This is a genomic window from Roseofilum sp., from assembly GCF_982964205.1.
Genome location: NZ_CEZBFX010000044.1, coordinates 1 through 16,164 on the forward strand (window position 1 = coordinate 1; position 16,164 = coordinate 16,164).

Genomic DNA, 16,164 nt, shown 5'->3' on the forward strand with positions numbered 1-16,164 from the left:
AAATCCCTTATCTTAATTCCTATCTTGATTCGGCAGAGTGACAAAAGAGGGGTATAGTTCCACGCTTCTGTCGTTCTTCCTCCCCAGAGGGTATATTCCCGCTTGTGATGAGACCATCGCAGCTTTATTGATTCACCTTTTCACCAAGGCGATCTCGATCTCCGAAAATGACAGAAGAAGGATAGAGAACAATCGCCATATAATATAGGATTAAAGGTTACTTTGAAATTCTTCAAGTAAATCCATTAAATTTAACTGTGCTTGCATGGGCATTAAATCTAATAGGGGAATTTGCCTGCGTCCTCCCCCTAACTTTACAGTTATCTCTTGCAAAATTTCCAACACTTTGTTTTCTTCGAGCTGCTCTTCTGCTAATAAAGGATAGAGGCGCTCGGCTAAAGGGGTATGAAGATGGGCATCATTGAGATAAAGATGCCATTTGGCAATATCCATATAGACATTTTCACCGATTTCTGCCGCTAAGTTTTCAATGGCTTCTGTGGGATAGTTGCGACTCATGAATGTTCCTCCTCTTCAGTATTGGAGATCGGGTAATAGTCAATTATACAACCACTACTTATTGACGAAACTTAAATATATGTTAAAACAGACCTACTAGAGTGGATCGATAACCGGATGGATAACTTCCTTCATAAATTAATTCAAGAATCAAACTCTTTTTTTTATAAACATACTATTGTTTGCCTGATTCTATTATTTTGTTTGAGTATTGGTATCGGTTTAGCAAATACCTATGAAATGTCATCAAATTTAATTGAAGATCAAGCAATATCAACAGCAATTTCCTATTCTAATTTAATCCAAGAAGCTAGAAATTTGTATAGTTCTGAGGTGGTCGATCGCGCCCAAGATGTTGATGGCATTTCTGTTTCTCATGATTATCTAAATATTACAGGTGCAATTCCTTTACCCGCAACGTTCTTGATGAAGTTAGGATGGAAGATTGGCGAACAAAATACGGGGATGATGGTTAAGCTCTATAGTGACTATCCTTTTCGCGGTGGCCAAGCGATGATCAAACAAACCATTAGCGATCGATTTGAGCAAGATGCTTTATCCGCCCTAAGAAAGAGACCGAATGAACCCTATTACCGATTTGAAAAAATGGCAGGATATTCATCTTTACGATATGCCCAAGCAGACATTATGGAGCCAACTTGTGTTGCTTGTCATAATACCCATCCAGATAGCCCAAAAACAGATTGGAAAATAGGAGATGTACGTGGGATTTTAGAGATTATTTTACCTTTAGATGAGTTTATTGAAGAAACTCATGAGCATTTAAAGGAAACATTGATGATGCTGTTGTTTCACTCGATTTTGGCTCTTTCAGCGATTGCTGTCGTGATTAATCGATTGCGCCAAACGTCGAAAGAGCTGGAAAGGCGAGTGGTTGAACGAACCGCTCAACTCCAAGAAGCGAATAAAGAACTCGAAAGTGAACAACAAAAATCCGATCGCCTCTTGCTCAATATACTTCCCAAACCGATCGCTGACCAATTGAAGCAGGGCCATAATCCGATCGCCGAATGGTTTCCTGAAGTTACAATTTTATTCGCAGATATAGTGGGATTTACGAAGTTAGCCTCGTCAATTTCTGCACCTACATTAGTCAATTATCTCAATGAAATTTTTTCGTCCTTTGATTATTGGGCAGATGAGTATCAGTTGGAAAAAATTAAAACCATTGGGGATAATTATATGGTCGTGGGAGGTGTACCCACCAATCGACCAAATGTGGCGATCGCTGTAGCGGAAATGGCGCTGAAAATCCAAGAAGAGGTGTTTAAGTTTAATCTGAAACACCAAACCCTGCTCACTATCCGCATTGGGATCAATACCGGGCCAGTTGTGGCTGGGGTGATTGGTAAGAAAAAATTTATTTATGACCTTTGGGGCGATGCGGTGAATATTGCCAGCCGAATGGAATCCCATTGTCTACCTGGGAAAATACAGGTAACAAAAGAAACCTATAATGCATTGAGAGATGACTACCAGTTAGAAAAGCGAGGTGAGATTGAGGTCAAAGGCAAAGGAAAAATGACTACCTATTTTCTGGAAGGGCGAATAACTCCATAGGGCGATGAATCTTCCTGAGCGATCGCCACTCTATAGAATCGCCATTGACTTCAGACAATAAACTCTTGCTCAGTCAGCCTTTGAGCTATTAATAGATCCTTAAAAGAGCCTAAGATTGCTCTGCAAAGGTCAAAAAGCTGATACAATCCCTCAAAGTGCTTAAGTAATTTTGATAAAAGGTTCCTGGATGACCAACTACAGTAGTTCTGAAGCCATAGCCGATCTTAATCGCCGAAGAGTGATTAACACGATCACCTTAACCCTGCCTAGAATAGGGTTCATTGTGGCGATCGCCGCAGTAATCTGGTGGGAAAAAGGGGTGACTCCCCTTGATATCGCCTTACTCGTCGGTTTTTACATCCTCACCATTCTAGGGGTGAGTGTAGGATATCATCGCTTATTCTCCCATAAAGCGTTTAAGACTGGACCCATTCTGAAAGCCCTGATCGGTATTGCTGCTTGTATATCGACTCAAGGAACAATTGCCAGTTGGGTAAGCCACCATCGCCAGCATCACCTATACAGCGATCAACCTGGAGATGTTCATTCGCCCCACCTACATGGCAAAAGCTTCTGGGGACAACTGCAAGGATTTTGGCATGGTCATTTTGGTTGGATGGTTGGTGCAACTTGGGTGGAACCCTTACCCTATATCAATGACTTAAAAAGCGATCGCATTGTGCAAATAGTCGATCGCTGGTGTTTAATCTGGATTGTACTGGGTTTAGCGCTCCCGGCGGCCATTGAAGGAGCCATTTGTGGATCTTGGGAAGGCGCTCTGCGAGGGCTGATCTGGGGCGGAGCTTTACGAATTATGCTCAGTTTCCAAGGAACCCTCTCCGTTAACTCGATTTGCCATTTGTGGGGGACTCAACCCTTCAAGACTGGAGACTTCAGCCGCAATAATCCCCTGATTGCCATTATTACTCTAGGGGAAGGTTGGCACAATAACCATCATGCTTTTCCTTACTCTGCCCGGTTTAGCATGAATTGGTGGCAAGTCGATTTTTCTTGGTGGGTGATTGCCCTGCTGCAACGCCTGGGTTTAGTCTGGGATGTTAAATTCCCTTCGGATCAAGATATTGAGCGCAAGCAACAGGAAAATGCTGTTCTGGCTAATTAGCTCCTAGTTCTTGCTTCACCCTCTTCTGTCACTTTGGGACAAAGGGGGATGAAATTCTAATTATTGATGATATGTTAGCGATCGCAGCACTCTTACCTAGTTTGGGAAGTGGCGATCGCCCGTATTTAATCTCCCCTGTGTGATCGAGCACAATGCAGCACTTTTCTGTACTATCAGCTACATTGACTGTTTTTAACGATAGGCAGAATAGTTAAAAGCTCCATCAAATTATTATTTGCTCCCCCTATCTCCCTATCAAAGCACAAAGCACTGTACATGCTATTCCTTTATCTACCCGCCCCTTTTGCCTCTTCGATCCAGCGATCGAACTGCTCTTGATTATCCTTCACCCATTCTTGAGCCAGACGGCGCATATCTTCCGTCGTATTCTGCCCTCCTTTAATCCGTAAACTTGCCTCATTCATATCTTCCAGGGGAATTTGCACCAACTCAAACCAGCGTTTAGCTACTGGATTATCCGCTATAAATTTTGGGTTAGATATCACTTTCTGAGTTGGTCTAGAAAAACCAAGATTCTTTCCATTAAATGTAGTATCCTCCTCAGTTAAATCAGTAATATATTCTGGGGAAGAAGTAAAAGGAACTTCTAACCAAATCACATCCTCATTTAGCTTTAAAATGACAAAAATCCAATGGGGATTATAGGCATAATATAAAATAGATTCTCCTTCTTCATAACGAGTAATAGCATCCGCCAATAAAGCCACATAACTTCCTTGATCGTGTTCCACTGTATCTTGAAGTTCATACTCCTTAATGTGATGATTGATCCCCAACTCACAACCCCAACCCGGATTACATCCAGTTAAATTTGCTTTACCATCACTATCCAAATCAAACAGTTTGGCAATTTCTGGATCTTGAAGCTGCTCTATATTATAAATTTCATATTTATCTGCTGTCTTTTTATCAATCAGATATCCTTGAGTTGCTGATGGAATTAAAAGCCCTAACCCGATTAACTTTTCTTCCCCACCAGCATTTTCAAAAAAAAGTTCATGCCCAGGTTGATAATAAACAACGCTATAATCTAAATCTCCGTTAGCAACAGCAATGTAAATTGCTGGATATTCCAGCTCTTTTACTGGATCGATTTTATAACCTAGCGTTTCTAGACCTAAATTAACAACCTGAGTTTGAAAACTTTCCTCAACCCAGCTACTATGTCCCGAACGAATAGTTACCTCTTCCAGTGACAAGTTACCCCTCGAATCACTAGATTCAGATGTAGGTTGACAGGACATTAATCCAAGCAACACAGACATAAAAGCAGTGAGTATGATAAATTTTTGAGAGAATTGGATAGTCATGAGATTCCTAATAGAGGAGAAGACGAAGCAAAGGATTATGAGTATAGCGATTCTCTCTTCTCTAGAGTATAGCTTGAAACCTTAGACTCTAAGCAATGCTAGCTATTGTGTATTCAAAGCGCTATATAGGTTAAGCCGCATCGATTATACTCGTTTATTCACTGGCTCCTTTTGCCTCTTCAATCCAGCGATCAAACTGCTCTTGATTTTCACTCACCCACTCTTGTGCCATACGGCGTAGATCTTCTGCTGTATTCTCCCCTTCTTTAATCCGTAAACTTGCTTCATTCATATCTTCCAGAGGAATTTGCACCAATTCAAACCAGCGTTTTGCAACTGGATTATTTTCTAAAAACATCGGGTTAGATATAACTTGCTGAGTATTGGCAGGTAACCCAAGATTTTTACCCTCAAATGTAGTATCTTTTTCTGAAAGATCGCTCGAATCTCCTGGTAAAGAAGTAAAAGGGACTTCTAGCCAAATCACATCTTCACCTGGCTTTAACACAGCACTAATCCAATGGGGATTATAGGTATAATAGAAGATTGGTTCTTCCTCTTCATAACGAGTCATTGCATCAGCTAATAAAGCCGTATAACTTCCTTGATCGTGCTCTACTGTATCTTGAAGTTTATAGGCTTCAATATGATGATTTGTGGTTAGCTCACAACTCCAACCTGGATTACATCCAGTTAAATTTGCTTTTCCATCTCCATCAAAGTCAAACAATTTAGCAATTTCTGGATCTTGAAATTGTTCTAGATTAGAAATATTGTACTCCTCTGCTGTTTTTTTATCAATCAGATATCCTTGGAGTCCTGATGTCGTTAAAAGCCCCAAACCGACTAATTTTTCTTCACCACCAGCATTCTTAAAGAAATCATTATGCCCCGGTTGATAATACACAACGCTATAATCTAAATCTCCATTGGCAACAGAAAGATAAACTGCTGGATACTCCAATTCTTTTACTGGATCGATGGTATAGCCTAGCTTTTCTAGACCTAGATTGACAATTTGAGTTTGAAAACTTTCCTCAACCCAGCTACTATGTCCAGAACGAATAGTTACCTCTTCGAGGGATAAGTTACCGCTCGAACCACTAGGTTCAGATGTGGTTTGACAGGACATTAATCCAAGCAATAGAGACATAAAAGCCGTGAATATGATATTTTTTTGAGAGGGTTTAATAGTCACGATATTCTAAATCAGACATTGCAAAATAATGATAACAATTTTGATCTATATTTATCTATTTATCTTCATAAAATTTATTGATTTGCTCCTTTCGCTTCAGCCAACCATTGATCGAACTGCTCTTGATTTGCACTCACCCATTCTTCTGCTAAACGGCGGATATCCTCCTGAGAATTTTCACCTTCTTTAATCCGTAAACTTATTTTATCCCTATCTGGAAGGGGGATTTGTACCCTCTCAAACCAACGTTTTGCAATGGGATAATTGTCTGCAAAGGTTTTATTAATCACCATATTCTGTTGGCTTCCTGGAAACCCTGTATTTTTGCCATTAAATGTAGTCTCTTGTGCGGTTAAATTACTCAATCCTTCTGGGAGAGAGGTAAAAGGAACTTCTAACCAAACCGCTTCTTGATCCGTTTCTAAAATGGCAAATATCCAATGGGGATTATAGGCATAGAATAAAATGGGTTTTCCTTGTTCATAACGAGTAATTACATTAGCCAGAAGAGCAGTATAATTTCCTCGATCTTGTTCAACGGTATCTTCGAGTTCGTAGGCTTGGATGTGATGATCGATCATCGCTTCGCAACTCCAACCTGTATTACATCCCGCTAAATTGGCTTTTCCATTTCCATCTAAATCGAATAGTTTTGCCAGTTGTGGATCTTTCAATTGAGCAATGTTATTAATTCCATATTGATCGGCTGTTTTCTTGTCAATTCTGTATCCTTGGCTTCCTTCAGGAATCAACAATCCTGAGATCTCCAATTTTTCATTACCACCAGCATTTTCAAAAAAATCTTTATGGGCTGGGTTATAATAGATGACCGTATAATCGAGGTCGCTATTAGCCAGAGAAATATAGATAACAGAGTAATCTAGTTCTTTGACGGTATCTATAGTGTAACCCAATTTTTCTAGTCCCAAATTTACAACTTCTGTTTGAAAACTTTCTTCCACAAAACCACTATGGGCGGCTCTAATCGTAACGGGTTCAGAATGTTTATCGGCTCTTTGGGTGGGTTGGCAGGCGATTAATCCTATCATTAGGGAAAGAGTTGTAGGAATTAATCGGGATTTTAACATTGATATTCTTTTATTCATTTTGTAAGATGGTTTCTTTCACCATTGCCAAGTGTTTCGGCAACTGTTTTTGGTTGTCAAATAAACGATTCACTCGTGCGTAAGCATTTCCGCGTAAACGATTGGCATAGTCAGTTTCGATCGCCTCCACCAAGACGTTGGCTAAGGCTTCTGGATCGCCAGGACGCACCAAATACCCTTCGTGGCGATCGCCGATCATCTCCGGTATCCCAAACACATTCGTGCTGACAATTTTTAACTCAAACGCCATCGCTTCTAAAACCACCCTCGGAAAAGACTCTTCAAAACTGGTACATACAAATATATCGGTTAAGCCAAAAAAGTCAAACACATAGCGCGTTTCTGGATACATTTTCACGTAATCCAGCTTTAGCCTCTCTTGCACTTGACGCAAATAGTCAAGATAGATAATTTCGCGAGTTCCCACAATCAGAAACTCTAGGTTCTTAAACTGCGAGACTGGATAAATCTTCTCTAATTGCTTAATGGCTTCTAAGAAAATATGCTGTCCTTTACGCTCGCACGTTGTTCCAATCACCGAAATCACTGTTTTTTCTTCAGAAATCCCATATTTCTGCCGTAAATAAGATTTGCTATTACTTTGGCGAAACTCGGCAATTTTTTCTAAATTCATGCCTCCAGGAATCGTCCGAAAACGGCCGTGAATATCGAGATCGTGGAAAATTTGCCGCGTGGCATCAGCGACAAAGATAACCCGCGATGCATTCTGAAAACAACGCTCCAATAAACCCCGCATCACTTGTGGAGGAGAGTCACCAAAAAAGTTTCGTAAACTGCGCTCAACGGTGCAACTTTCATGGATATGCCAAATACTCGGTAAGCCAAACAATTGGGCTAATTCTATTCCCCAAAAACCGACCATCGTATTGGACATCACCAGATCGAACTCGGTCATGTCTAGGACTTTTCCCACCTGTTGGAGACGCTGATGGTAGGTTTCTAGGCTATTATCGACCCGTTGCAGATTATCTTCAATTAGTTTAACCGGAATATTAAGCGCTTCGTAATCGTTGCGTAACGGTCCATCGACGAGGGAAACAACATTAACTTGGCATTCTCCCGACTCGACAAAATGCTTGGCAAAATTGTAAGCCATTAAGGGAGCGCCTTCGAGGGCTAAATTGTGGGTAACCAGAAGAATTTTTATCCCGGAAATTCGACGACTATGGACATAGTGAAGGGGATTTAAATCCATAGTCATGGAGTCGATATTAATATTGGAGTTAATGTAAGGGTCTTTTTTCCCCTGATATCGCTCCATAAAATTTAGGTGTTCCTTGGGATTATAATAGTCTCCCCGTGAAGCACTTCCTTGATGAATGAGGGTAGCTTGAGGGGTATAAACGATCCGCTTACCGGTTTCTTGCACCCGTAAACAATAGTCCACATCATTGAGTTCTAAGCCCAATTTTTCCCGATCAAATCCCCCGATTTGATGGTAAAGTTCGGTGGATGTAAGCAAACAGGCTCCGGTAACGGCAGAGACATTTCGGGTGGTGTGGGGATAGAAGAGATAACCGAGTTCTTCTTTGCGTAACCCGTGGAATAAATGACCGGCTAATCCACCATTGGGGCCGATACAAACGCCGGCATGTTGTAGGGTATTATCAGGATAAAGGAGGCGAGCGCCAACGACTCCGACTCCTTCAATGGACATCCATCCCACCATGTCTTCGAGCCAACCGGGGGCGATCGCCGTAATATCATTGTTAAGCTGCAACATGAGGGGCGTTTTCACCTGTGCAGCACCAAGATTCACTAAGCGAGAATAGTTAAAGCCCTCCCGTCCGCTTAAACTGGGGTCAGGGCGTTGGGTTCTAATCACCTGATAGGTTAATTTGAGGTCTCCTAGGGAGGTTAAAGAACCATTTTCCAGTTGACTAAAAAATTCTTCTGTCTTGGGTTCCGTAGACTGATCGTCAACAATAATCACTTGCACGTAGCGCGGATCTACAGTTTTCTCCAAACTAGCAATACATTCCGATAAGATTTCCGTGCGATCGCGAGTCGGAATCACAATGGTAACGGGATTTTCCACTAAAATTGAAGCATCCCATTCCAACTGATGCAAACATAACCCGTACTTGGTGGCTAAAGCCGGTAAAAAGGGTTTCGCCTTTAAATTGCGTCGCTCCAGAGTATCAGAAATTGCTCGATAGGCACTATCAAAGACATAGGTTTTCTGCGTTCCCTTCGATGCCGTACTTTCCGGGTGGACGCGCCAATGATAACAGACGTGGGGAATATGACGTACCCTATCCATCGTCGTCTTTTCCCGCACCCGCAGGTAAAGATCGATATCCTGCGCTCCCTCTAAACCCGATCGCAGTCCTCCCACCTCGTCAATTAAGCGCTTGCGAATGACGGCTAAATGGTGGGTATAATTGTGGGCGATCGCCATTTCTGGACTCCAAACCCCCTTCATTTGGTATCCATAACGCTCTCCTGTCGGCGTAATTTTGTCCTCATCCGTATACATCCAATCCACATCCGGGTATTGGTCTACACATTCTGCTACATGTAGTAGCGCATCGGGAGATAACAGGTCATCATGGTCTAAAAGGGCGATATAGTCCCCCGTTGCCACCTCTAGAGCTGAATGGGTCGCCTTGACAATATGGCCATTTTCGGTTCTAAATACAACTTTGATCCGAGAATCTGATGCTTGCGCTTCGGTCAAAACTTGCTTAACATGAGGTTGAGTCGAGGCATCATCCGCCAAACATAATTCCCAGTTGGGATAAATTTGCGCTTGTACTGAGGCGATCGTTTCTTCTAAAAAGCCCTTCGGTGGATTGTAAACGGGAACAACTACACTGATTTTTACACCCGTTTTTTCTAAATGTTGTGCCGACTCTGCCATCAATTCCCGCACCTTAGCCGTTAAGCGATTATGATCTAGCCAACGCTGATAGGGGTCTTCCTGTTGCCAAGGATGAATAATCGTAGAATAGGATACAAATTCCTGAGTTTGGGTTTGGTCGTAGTAGCGCTTAACAAACCGAATCCAAACCAGAGGAGATAAGGGAATTCCCCCGCGCTGTTTATAAGCTAGAACCGCCTTAGTCATAAACCCAGAAATCATCTGGGAAACTTTCAGTTTTGGCGGACGCTCGTACACATTTTGAATCGTAATAGTACGGGCAAAACAACAGACTGAATCTCCATTCTCTAAATTCGCCATAATCTTGATGGCAATCTCCCCAGAATAATTGGGTTCAATGGGTAAATTCCAGCCAAAGCCACTATTCTCAGCCGAGGGAGCATCAATAAACGCTTGCGCTACATCGGGACGAGGCTCTCCATAGGTGATAGTTTCTTCCCTACTCTCATCTTGAATCAGCGTCAGCGACTCAATCGCGTGACGATGATGAAACACCCAACCCGCAATTCGCAATACCCCACTGACGTTGCGTTCAATGGCATTTGGACTTTCTAAAAACCCCTGGAGGTCTCCCGTGGGATTGACTTCTAGGTTGGGAGAGCGCTTCAGTAAAGCCTTCAGGGGCGCTTTCACCGTCTGTATCAGGGGGTTCAGGGATTTTTTCATGCAAAGATAGTCCACTCCAAATCAAGCTGGAACTGGTGGTTCCAGAGTCGATTAGCAACACTGTAACAGAATAGCTGAAGATTGCGATCGGCGATCGATGTGTAGCGGCTTCTTGGCTAACCATACCTTTGGCGATCATTAGGAGGCAAGTTACTCTGGGCCCCTTGTTAAGTTCAATCAAAGGCAACCTATAGGAGTTAATTATTAATGGAGCTAGGCAGAATCGAACTGAAGGTATTGTTTCTCAGCTAACGCCACTCAATAGCTAAAACCCCTGCCTTACATATGTCTCACGCACTGAACCTTGAAAATGTGTGAAAAGTGTGTGAAACATAGACACCTACATAAAGCAGACGTGGAGCCTGGTTAATGAATATTTTCACTCTAACCAAATTGACCCATCCAAAATAGTAACAGCGATGAGAGAATGAGATTTATCGAAGCCTTTCATCGTCTTTTCCCTGATGCTGAAATTGCCTTCATCTGTGGAGACTGGGAGTTTATCGGAAAGGCTTGGGTGGGATACTTGCGTAAGCGAGCCTTCTGTGGCTTTCCGGCTCAGGACTCGACAGAGCGATCATATTGAACACAAGGAAAAGTCCTTACTAGCCCGAGTCCTCTTTTCTCATTTGAGAAAGGGTGAGTCTCAACAACTGCAAGGGGTCTGTCGGGTTTGGGGAATGAGAGTTTCGGTTAGGGAAATAGCTATGGCTTCATATTCTCATGAGAAAAAGTGGCATTTCAAAATCTGCGATCTAGATATTGATAGAATTATCGATCGCATTGATAATTGGCACTCTTGCAATAGCTTGTATGGCTGAGGTTCTAGGGTTAAACAGACTTCAGATTCCCAAAAAGAACAGAAAAAGGGAGTTATTAAGCTCCCCAAGTTCTTCATATAGTTTAATTCGGAGGAAATCAGACTACCTGACTTGATGCATACCAGCTTCAACAGGACTTGACCTAGGCATTCTTGCGGTGCTTGGAAGCAGCAACCAGACCGCCAATGGCAGCTAAACCGAGGAGAGTGGAAGGTTCGGGAACTTTAGCAGCAGGTTCGCCTACTTTGAACTTGAAGTTGCGGGTGAAGGAGAAGCCATCACCGGCATCAACTACACCAGATTGATAGGAACCTTGATCGAATTCACCTGCGGAACCGGGAGTACCAAAGCTGTAAGCGTAATTCCATTTTGTACCTCCGTCCAAGCTGTATTTAACGACTTCACTAGCCATCATTTGGGATAATACAGGGTAGAGTGGGTCGGCTACATTAAGTTGTAAACCGCTAGCGAAGGTGTTATGACCGGCTAATTCAAAGGAGTATTCGCCATTGTTGCTCGTAACAGATTGAATGTTGGGGTCGCTCAAACGTTGGAAAACATTTTTGGTGGACAAGAGGGGGTTGTTGTTGATGCTCCATAAAAGAGCATTAGCAGAGGTAATACCCAAGGAATTGAACTGACTGCTGTAAGCGCTATAAATTCCGTTAGTCCAGGTAGTTCCGAGTCCACCTAACCAGTCAGCTTGACCGACGGAACCAAAGGTGATGCTGCCGTCGGTGAAGTTAGCGGTTAAGGTTGAGGGGGTTTCATTCGCCCAACCATAGTCGATGTTGTCGTCTAGCTCAACATTACCTGTATTTCCCAGAGCTTCCATAATGGTTGCGTTGTCGTTGCTACCAGAAAGTTGAACTTGTCCGCCACCAATTTCTTGAAATACGCGAACATCTCCACTGGTGCTAACTCCAGTTAAAGTACCAGCGAATGCGGGAGTGCCGAGGACGCTAACACTAGCGACAACGGAAGCACCCATAGCGATTTTTTTTATAGTGTTAAACATAATTTCAAGCTCCTAGAATTCTTAAGTGTGTTGTGTTGACTTGTAATCTTCAATAAGTTGTTGGGAACTTGCTATCCTCTGAACCGAGTCCCATCTTAAGTTGATGTTTGGGGAAGATATGTGACCGAGTTCACTAGAGTAACGTGATTGTTATTCTTTGGAGAAACTCTATTTTCTTCCTCGCTTTGGGTGGCTCAGTTTGGGGAAGTTATTGCCTCGCAACTTGCTCCTATGATAGCCTCAAACCCTTGACCTATGGTGAAGTTAGGATGAAGATTACAACAAGTTTCTATAAAGTTTTCAAGGAACTTGAGATGCCATTTTCCGTATTTCTACGATTGCAAAAACTGGCCGATCCGAACGGCTGCCTGTTGGAGAATGTGGGGGTCATGGACGAGGGCAAAACGGACAAATCCCTCTCCAGAAGGGCCAAAACCGGCTCCAGGAGAGGCTGCTACCCCTGCAGTTTCCACGAGTTGGGTGCAAAATTCGACTGAGTGTTTTTCCCATTTTTTCGGTAATTTAGCCCAGACAAACATAGTAGCAGCGGAGGGAGAAATCAGCCAACCGATGTCGTCCATGGCGCTAATAAAGGCATCTCGACGCTGTTGAAAGCGGTTAATCGTAGACTGAATATGGGTTTGGGAGCCTTGGAGGGCGGCGATCGCCCCATTAAAGATGCCTTGGTACTGATTAAAGTCTACCACTGCCTTGACTTGGCGCAATCCAGCTATCAACTGGGGATTGCCGATCGCATAACCCACCCGAAATCCACCCATACTATAGGTTTTGGAGAACGAGAACAATTCGATGGAGATCGCCTTATCGGGGTCTGCTTGTAGGACGGAAGGGGACGCAGGTTTGCCATCAAAGACAAATTCGGCATAGGGTGCATCGTGGACGAGGGCGATATTGTGGCGCAAGCATAGGTCTACTGCATCTTTGAAGAAGGATAAGGGCGCAGTGGCGGAAGTCGGATTATGGGGATAGTTGAGAACCATCATCCGCGCTTTGTCTAAAACAGATGGGGGAATATCGCTAAAGTTGGGTAAAAATCCATTCTCTTCTCGCAACGGGAGAGTGTAAAGTTCTCCCCCGGCAAAGCAAACGCCACCATAGTGAGAGGGATAGCCCGGATCGAGCAAAATAGCGATATCTCCGGGGTTAAGGATGGCTAGAGGAAGGTGAGCGGTTCCTTCTTGAGAACCAATTAAAGCCAGGACTTCGGTTTCTGGATCGACAGGAATATTGTATTTATTGGTGTACCACTTCGCACAGGCTTGTCGAAACGGGAGGGTACTGTTGAACAGTTGATAGCCGTGGGTGCGGGTATCGGGGAGAGTTTGGGCGATCGCCTCTATCACCTGGGGGGCAGTGGGTTGATCGGACGATCCCAAGGATAAATCAATGACTTCTAAACCAGCAGCTCTAGCTTTCCCTTTGCCGCGATCCATATCGGCAAAGACATTATGTTCAAACGATTTGAGGCGATCGGCAAAACGAATCATGAGGTAGGGAATGGGGGGATGGGGGGATGGGTTACAGGTGAGGTTCAATCATTTCCACTAATTGTTGTTTGGTGAGTGCCCCTTCGCCAGAAGCAATCAGCTCTCCAGATTTGAATAGGCGTAGTCCCGGAACGCCTTCTACTTTATATTTATCTACTGCTTTAGGATTGGGGTCTACTTCCATTTTTACGACTTTGAGGCGATCGCCATATTCGCTGGCAATTTGATTAATCGAAGGAGTCACCAAGCGACAAGGGCCGCACCAATTCGCCCAAAAGTATACTAGCACAGACTTAGAGGCTTCGAGGACTTGAGATTGAAATTGATCGTCGGTAATCGTAATTGGGGTACTCATAAAACAATCACAGCAGTTCTGGAAACGACCCATTTTAAGTTAGGTTAGGTTATTATACCCCGATCCGGGACTTTCTTTTTAATCAACTAAAATTAGAGCTTCTTTCCATGAATCCTATTGTTGCCTCTGAGCTGAACACGTTTACCGAAGAGACATCTATCCGTACGATCCAAGCGCTCCAAGAGGAGGCGATCGCCACTCCTTTAAGTCCCGAACCCATTGTTACGTCCTATCTCCATGAAGGCAACGACGGTACTCCAATTGTATTATTGCCTGGGTTTGATAGTTCGGTGTTAGAGTTTCGGCGGTTACTCCCTCTGCTAGCGGAACATCAGGAGACTTGGGCGATCGATTTATTCGGGTTTGGGTTCACTGAAAGACGGCCCAATTTACCCGTGAATCCAGAAGCGATTAAGGTTCATTTACATTCAGTTTGGCAAACTCTAATTCAAAAACCGATGATTTTAGTCGGCGTTTCTATGGGAGGTGCAACGGCGATCGATTTTAGCCTTAGCTATCCCGAAGCCGTAGAACAGTTAGTGTTAATTGATAGTGCTGGATTTGCTAACGGTCAGGCTATTACCGCACAATGGTTAAAACCTCTCGTCTATGGGGCAGCTAAATTTTTACGTCAATCTTGGGTTAGACAGTCTGTTGCAGTCCAAGCCTATTATGATCGCAAATGGGCTTCTGTTGATGCTCGGCTCTGTGGGGCACTGCATTTAAAGATGCCTTATTGGACAGAAGCGATGGTCAGTTTTACCCTCAGTGGTGGCTACAATAATATGGCTGATAAAGTTGGGAAAGTTACCCATCCGACACTGATTTTATGGGGAGAGGGCGATCGCATCCTCGGTACTGCTGATGCAGCCAAATTCCAGAAGGCCATCCCCCAGGCTAAACTGATTTGGATCGAGCAGTCTGGCCATACCCCCCACTTAGAACAACCGCAAAAAACTGCCGAACTGATTTTAGAACACTGTAGCCAACCCTCCTTACGCTTGAGATGAAGATGAAGATTAAGCTGCAAACTTTGCACTCAACTACCGTGGCGATCGCCCCAACTGTAATAAAATAGAATATCAATTCTACTCAACCGCCCTCTTGTCGTGACGCGCCAACCCCACGATCAATTTGCCAAGCAGTACCTCAAAGAACTGCTCGAACCCCTGGGAGAAGTAGAAATTAGCCAGGAAATTCCAGGGGAAACTCTGGCTATTGACCTGATCTTCGAGCCATCCCCTAAACCGCCAAACAACCCTCCAGCCTTGGGTTTACTCTCTCAACTCGCTTCTACGCCTTGTTTACTAGAACCCTATCGCAATTGTCCCAGCAACCCAGAAATTCGCAACTGTATTCTCAAGCTGTTCCATGTCCATGCAGAACTGCAACGTCAAGCCAAACGGGAACAGCGAACCCTGGAGGAAGAGCAATTACCTCGACTATGGATTTTAACGCCAACTGTTTCTGAGAGAGTATTAGAAGGATTAGCTGCTCGTCCTGACTTAAAAAAATGGTGTGCAGGAGTGTATCTTTTAGGAGAAACCCTCAAAGCGGGTATTATTGCTATCAACCAACTGCTGGAAATCTCAGAAACCCTATGGTTAAGGCTGTTGGGGAAAGGAGGAACTCAGAAAAGAGCCATTGAACAAGTGCTAGAGTTACCGAGAGAACATCCTCAACGGCAAAATATTCTACAGTTAGTGGGAATATGGCGGATTAATGTTGCCAGTAAAATAGAGTTAGAAACAGAAGAAAGGGAGTTGATTATGGAATTATCACCAGCGTATCTACAATGGCGAGAAGATACTCTACAAGAAGGACTTCAACAGGGTCAGCGCTTGATGATTGAAGCCTTATTGCGAACTCGGTTTGGTGAGTTGGATGAGGCACTTTTGGGCATCATTAACTCTTTGTTGGTGTTATCTCCGGATGAGTTTATGCCTTTGTGTTTGCAGTTATCCCGTGAGGAGTTGTTGGAGCGATTTGGCGATCGCCAACCTTGACAGCCAACTAAACTGAGACTTATTCTA

The 16,164-nt window shown here is 43.5% G+C and carries 13 protein-coding genes; 5 read left to right on the plus strand and 8 right to left on the minus strand.

Annotated features, from left to right (window positions below; translation table 11 throughout):
* Positions 1 to 210: 210 nt before the first annotated feature.
* Complete coding sequence (locus tag AC3A14_RS12640) at positions 211 to 519, minus strand: DUF3181 family protein (protein ID WP_318732592.1); 309 nt, start codon at positions 517 to 519, stop codon at positions 211 to 213.
* A 117-nt stretch (positions 520 to 636) separates the two neighbouring features.
* Here AC3A14_RS12640 and AC3A14_RS12645 point away from each other — a divergent pair, with 117 nt between their 5' ends.
* Together AC3A14_RS12645 and AC3A14_RS12650 are read left to right on the plus strand one after the other, a co-directional pair.
* On the plus strand, positions 637 to 2,100 hold the full coding sequence (locus AC3A14_RS12645; RefSeq protein WP_318732591.1) for an adenylate/guanylate cyclase domain-containing protein: 1,464 nt from the start codon (positions 637 to 639) through the stop codon (positions 2,098 to 2,100).
* Positions 2,101 to 2,287: 187 nt separating this feature from the next.
* Positions 2,288 to 3,223 (plus strand): acyl-CoA desaturase, encoded by a 936-nt coding sequence (locus tag AC3A14_RS12650; RefSeq protein WP_318700756.1) that lies wholly within the window; start codon positions 2,288 to 2,290, stop codon positions 3,221 to 3,223.
* Between the two features lie 287 nt (positions 3,224 to 3,510).
* On the opposite strand, the gene proX (AC3A14_RS12655) is transcribed toward AC3A14_RS12650, so the two are convergent.
* From proX (AC3A14_RS12655) to AC3A14_RS12670, 4 genes are all read right to left on the minus strand, one after another.
* Complete coding sequence (gene proX, locus AC3A14_RS12655; protein ID WP_318732590.1) at positions 3,511 to 4,554, minus strand: glycine betaine/L-proline ABC transporter substrate-binding protein ProX; 1,044 nt, start codon at positions 4,552 to 4,554, stop codon at positions 3,511 to 3,513.
* A gap of 154 nt (positions 4,555 to 4,708) precedes the next feature.
* Positions 4,709 to 5,752: a glycine betaine/L-proline ABC transporter substrate-binding protein ProX gene (gene proX, locus AC3A14_RS12660; RefSeq protein WP_487779014.1), complete on the minus strand. Its 1,044-nt coding sequence runs from the start codon at positions 5,750 to 5,752 to the stop codon at positions 4,709 to 4,711.
* A 74-nt stretch (positions 5,753 to 5,826) separates the two neighbouring features.
* Positions 5,827 to 6,840 (minus strand): glycine betaine/L-proline ABC transporter substrate-binding protein ProX, encoded by a 1,014-nt coding sequence (gene proX / locus AC3A14_RS12665; RefSeq protein WP_318732588.1) that lies wholly within the window; start codon positions 6,838 to 6,840, stop codon positions 5,827 to 5,829.
* Positions 6,841 to 6,850: 10 nt separating this feature from the next.
* Complete coding sequence (locus AC3A14_RS12670) at positions 6,851 to 10,429, minus strand: glycosyltransferase (RefSeq protein ID WP_318732587.1); 3,579 nt, start codon at positions 10,427 to 10,429, stop codon at positions 6,851 to 6,853.
* Between the two features lie 427 nt (positions 10,430 to 10,856).
* Between AC3A14_RS12670 and AC3A14_RS12675 the strand changes: the two genes are divergently transcribed.
* Entirely contained in the window at positions 10,857 to 11,015 is a 159-nt protein-coding gene (locus AC3A14_RS12675; protein ID WP_318732586.1) for a hypothetical protein, read from the plus strand.
* 377 nt (positions 11,016 to 11,392) lie between these two features.
* Here the strand turns inward: AC3A14_RS12675 and AC3A14_RS12680 are convergent, their stop codons facing one another.
* The 3 genes from AC3A14_RS12680 to AC3A14_RS12690 all read right to left on the minus strand — a co-directional run bounded on the left by AC3A14_RS12680 (position 11,393) and on the right by AC3A14_RS12690 (position 14,131).
* Positions 11,393 to 12,268, minus strand: a complete 876-nt coding sequence (locus tag AC3A14_RS12680) for an NF038130 family PEP-CTERM protein (RefSeq protein ID WP_318732585.1) — start codon at positions 12,266 to 12,268, stop codon at positions 11,393 to 11,395.
* A gap of 332 nt (positions 12,269 to 12,600) precedes the next feature.
* Positions 12,601 to 13,773 carry an LL-diaminopimelate aminotransferase gene (locus AC3A14_RS12685; protein WP_413039079.1) on the minus strand — a complete coding sequence of 391 codons (1,173 nt, stop codon included), beginning with the start codon at positions 13,771 to 13,773 and terminating at the stop codon, positions 12,601 to 12,603.
* A gap of 34 nt (positions 13,774 to 13,807) precedes the next feature.
* On the minus strand, positions 13,808 to 14,131 hold the full coding sequence (locus AC3A14_RS12690) for a thioredoxin family protein (RefSeq protein ID WP_318732583.1): 324 nt from the start codon (positions 14,129 to 14,131) through the stop codon (positions 13,808 to 13,810).
* 107 nt (positions 14,132 to 14,238) lie between these two features.
* On the opposite strand from AC3A14_RS12690, the gene AC3A14_RS12695 reads away from it, so the two are divergent.
* Positions 14,239 to 15,141 carry an alpha/beta fold hydrolase gene (locus tag AC3A14_RS12695; protein ID WP_318732582.1) on the plus strand — a complete coding sequence of 301 codons (903 nt, stop codon included), beginning with the start codon at positions 14,239 to 14,241 and terminating at the stop codon, positions 15,139 to 15,141.
* A 99-nt stretch (positions 15,142 to 15,240) separates the two neighbouring features.
* On the plus strand, positions 15,241 to 16,137 hold the full coding sequence (locus tag AC3A14_RS12700) for a hypothetical protein (RefSeq protein ID WP_318700930.1): 897 nt from the start codon (positions 15,241 to 15,243) through the stop codon (positions 16,135 to 16,137).
* Positions 16,138 to 16,164 lie beyond the last annotated feature (27 nt).

What these genes read in the sequence shown, in the direction of transcription:
- AC3A14_RS12650 (WP_318700756.1), top strand. Translation starts at nt 2,288, where the DNA reads ATGACCAACTACAGTAGTTCTGAAGCCATAGCCGATCTTAATCGCCGA.
- AC3A14_RS12695 (WP_318732582.1), top strand. Translation starts at nt 14,239, where the DNA reads ATGAATCCTATTGTTGCCTCTGAGCTGAACACGTTTACCGAAGAGACA.
- AC3A14_RS12680 (WP_318732585.1), bottom strand. Translation starts at nt 12,268, where the DNA reads ATGTTTAACACTATAAAAAAAATCGCTATGGGTGCTTCCGTTGTCGCT.
- AC3A14_RS12640 (WP_318732592.1), bottom strand. Translation starts at nt 519, where the DNA reads ATGAGTCGCAACTATCCCACAGAAGCCATTGAAAACTTAGCGGCAGAA.
- proX (WP_318732588.1), bottom strand. Translation starts at nt 6,840, where the DNA reads ATGTTAAAATCCCGATTAATTCCTACAACTCTTTCCCTAATGATAGGA.
- proX (WP_318732590.1), bottom strand. Translation starts at nt 4,554, where the DNA reads ATGACTATCCAATTCTCTCAAAAATTTATCATACTCACTGCTTTTATG.
- AC3A14_RS12670 (WP_318732587.1), bottom strand. Translation starts at nt 10,429, where the DNA reads ATGAAAAAATCCCTGAACCCCCTGATACAGACGGTGAAAGCGCCCCTG.
- AC3A14_RS12645 (WP_318732591.1), top strand. Translation starts at nt 637, where the DNA reads ATGGATAACTTCCTTCATAAATTAATTCAAGAATCAAACTCTTTTTTT.
- AC3A14_RS12675 (WP_318732586.1), top strand. Translation starts at nt 10,857, where the DNA reads ATGAGATTTATCGAAGCCTTTCATCGTCTTTTCCCTGATGCTGAAATT.
- AC3A14_RS12690 (WP_318732583.1), bottom strand. Translation starts at nt 14,131, where the DNA reads ATGAGTACCCCAATTACGATTACCGACGATCAATTTCAATCTCAAGTC.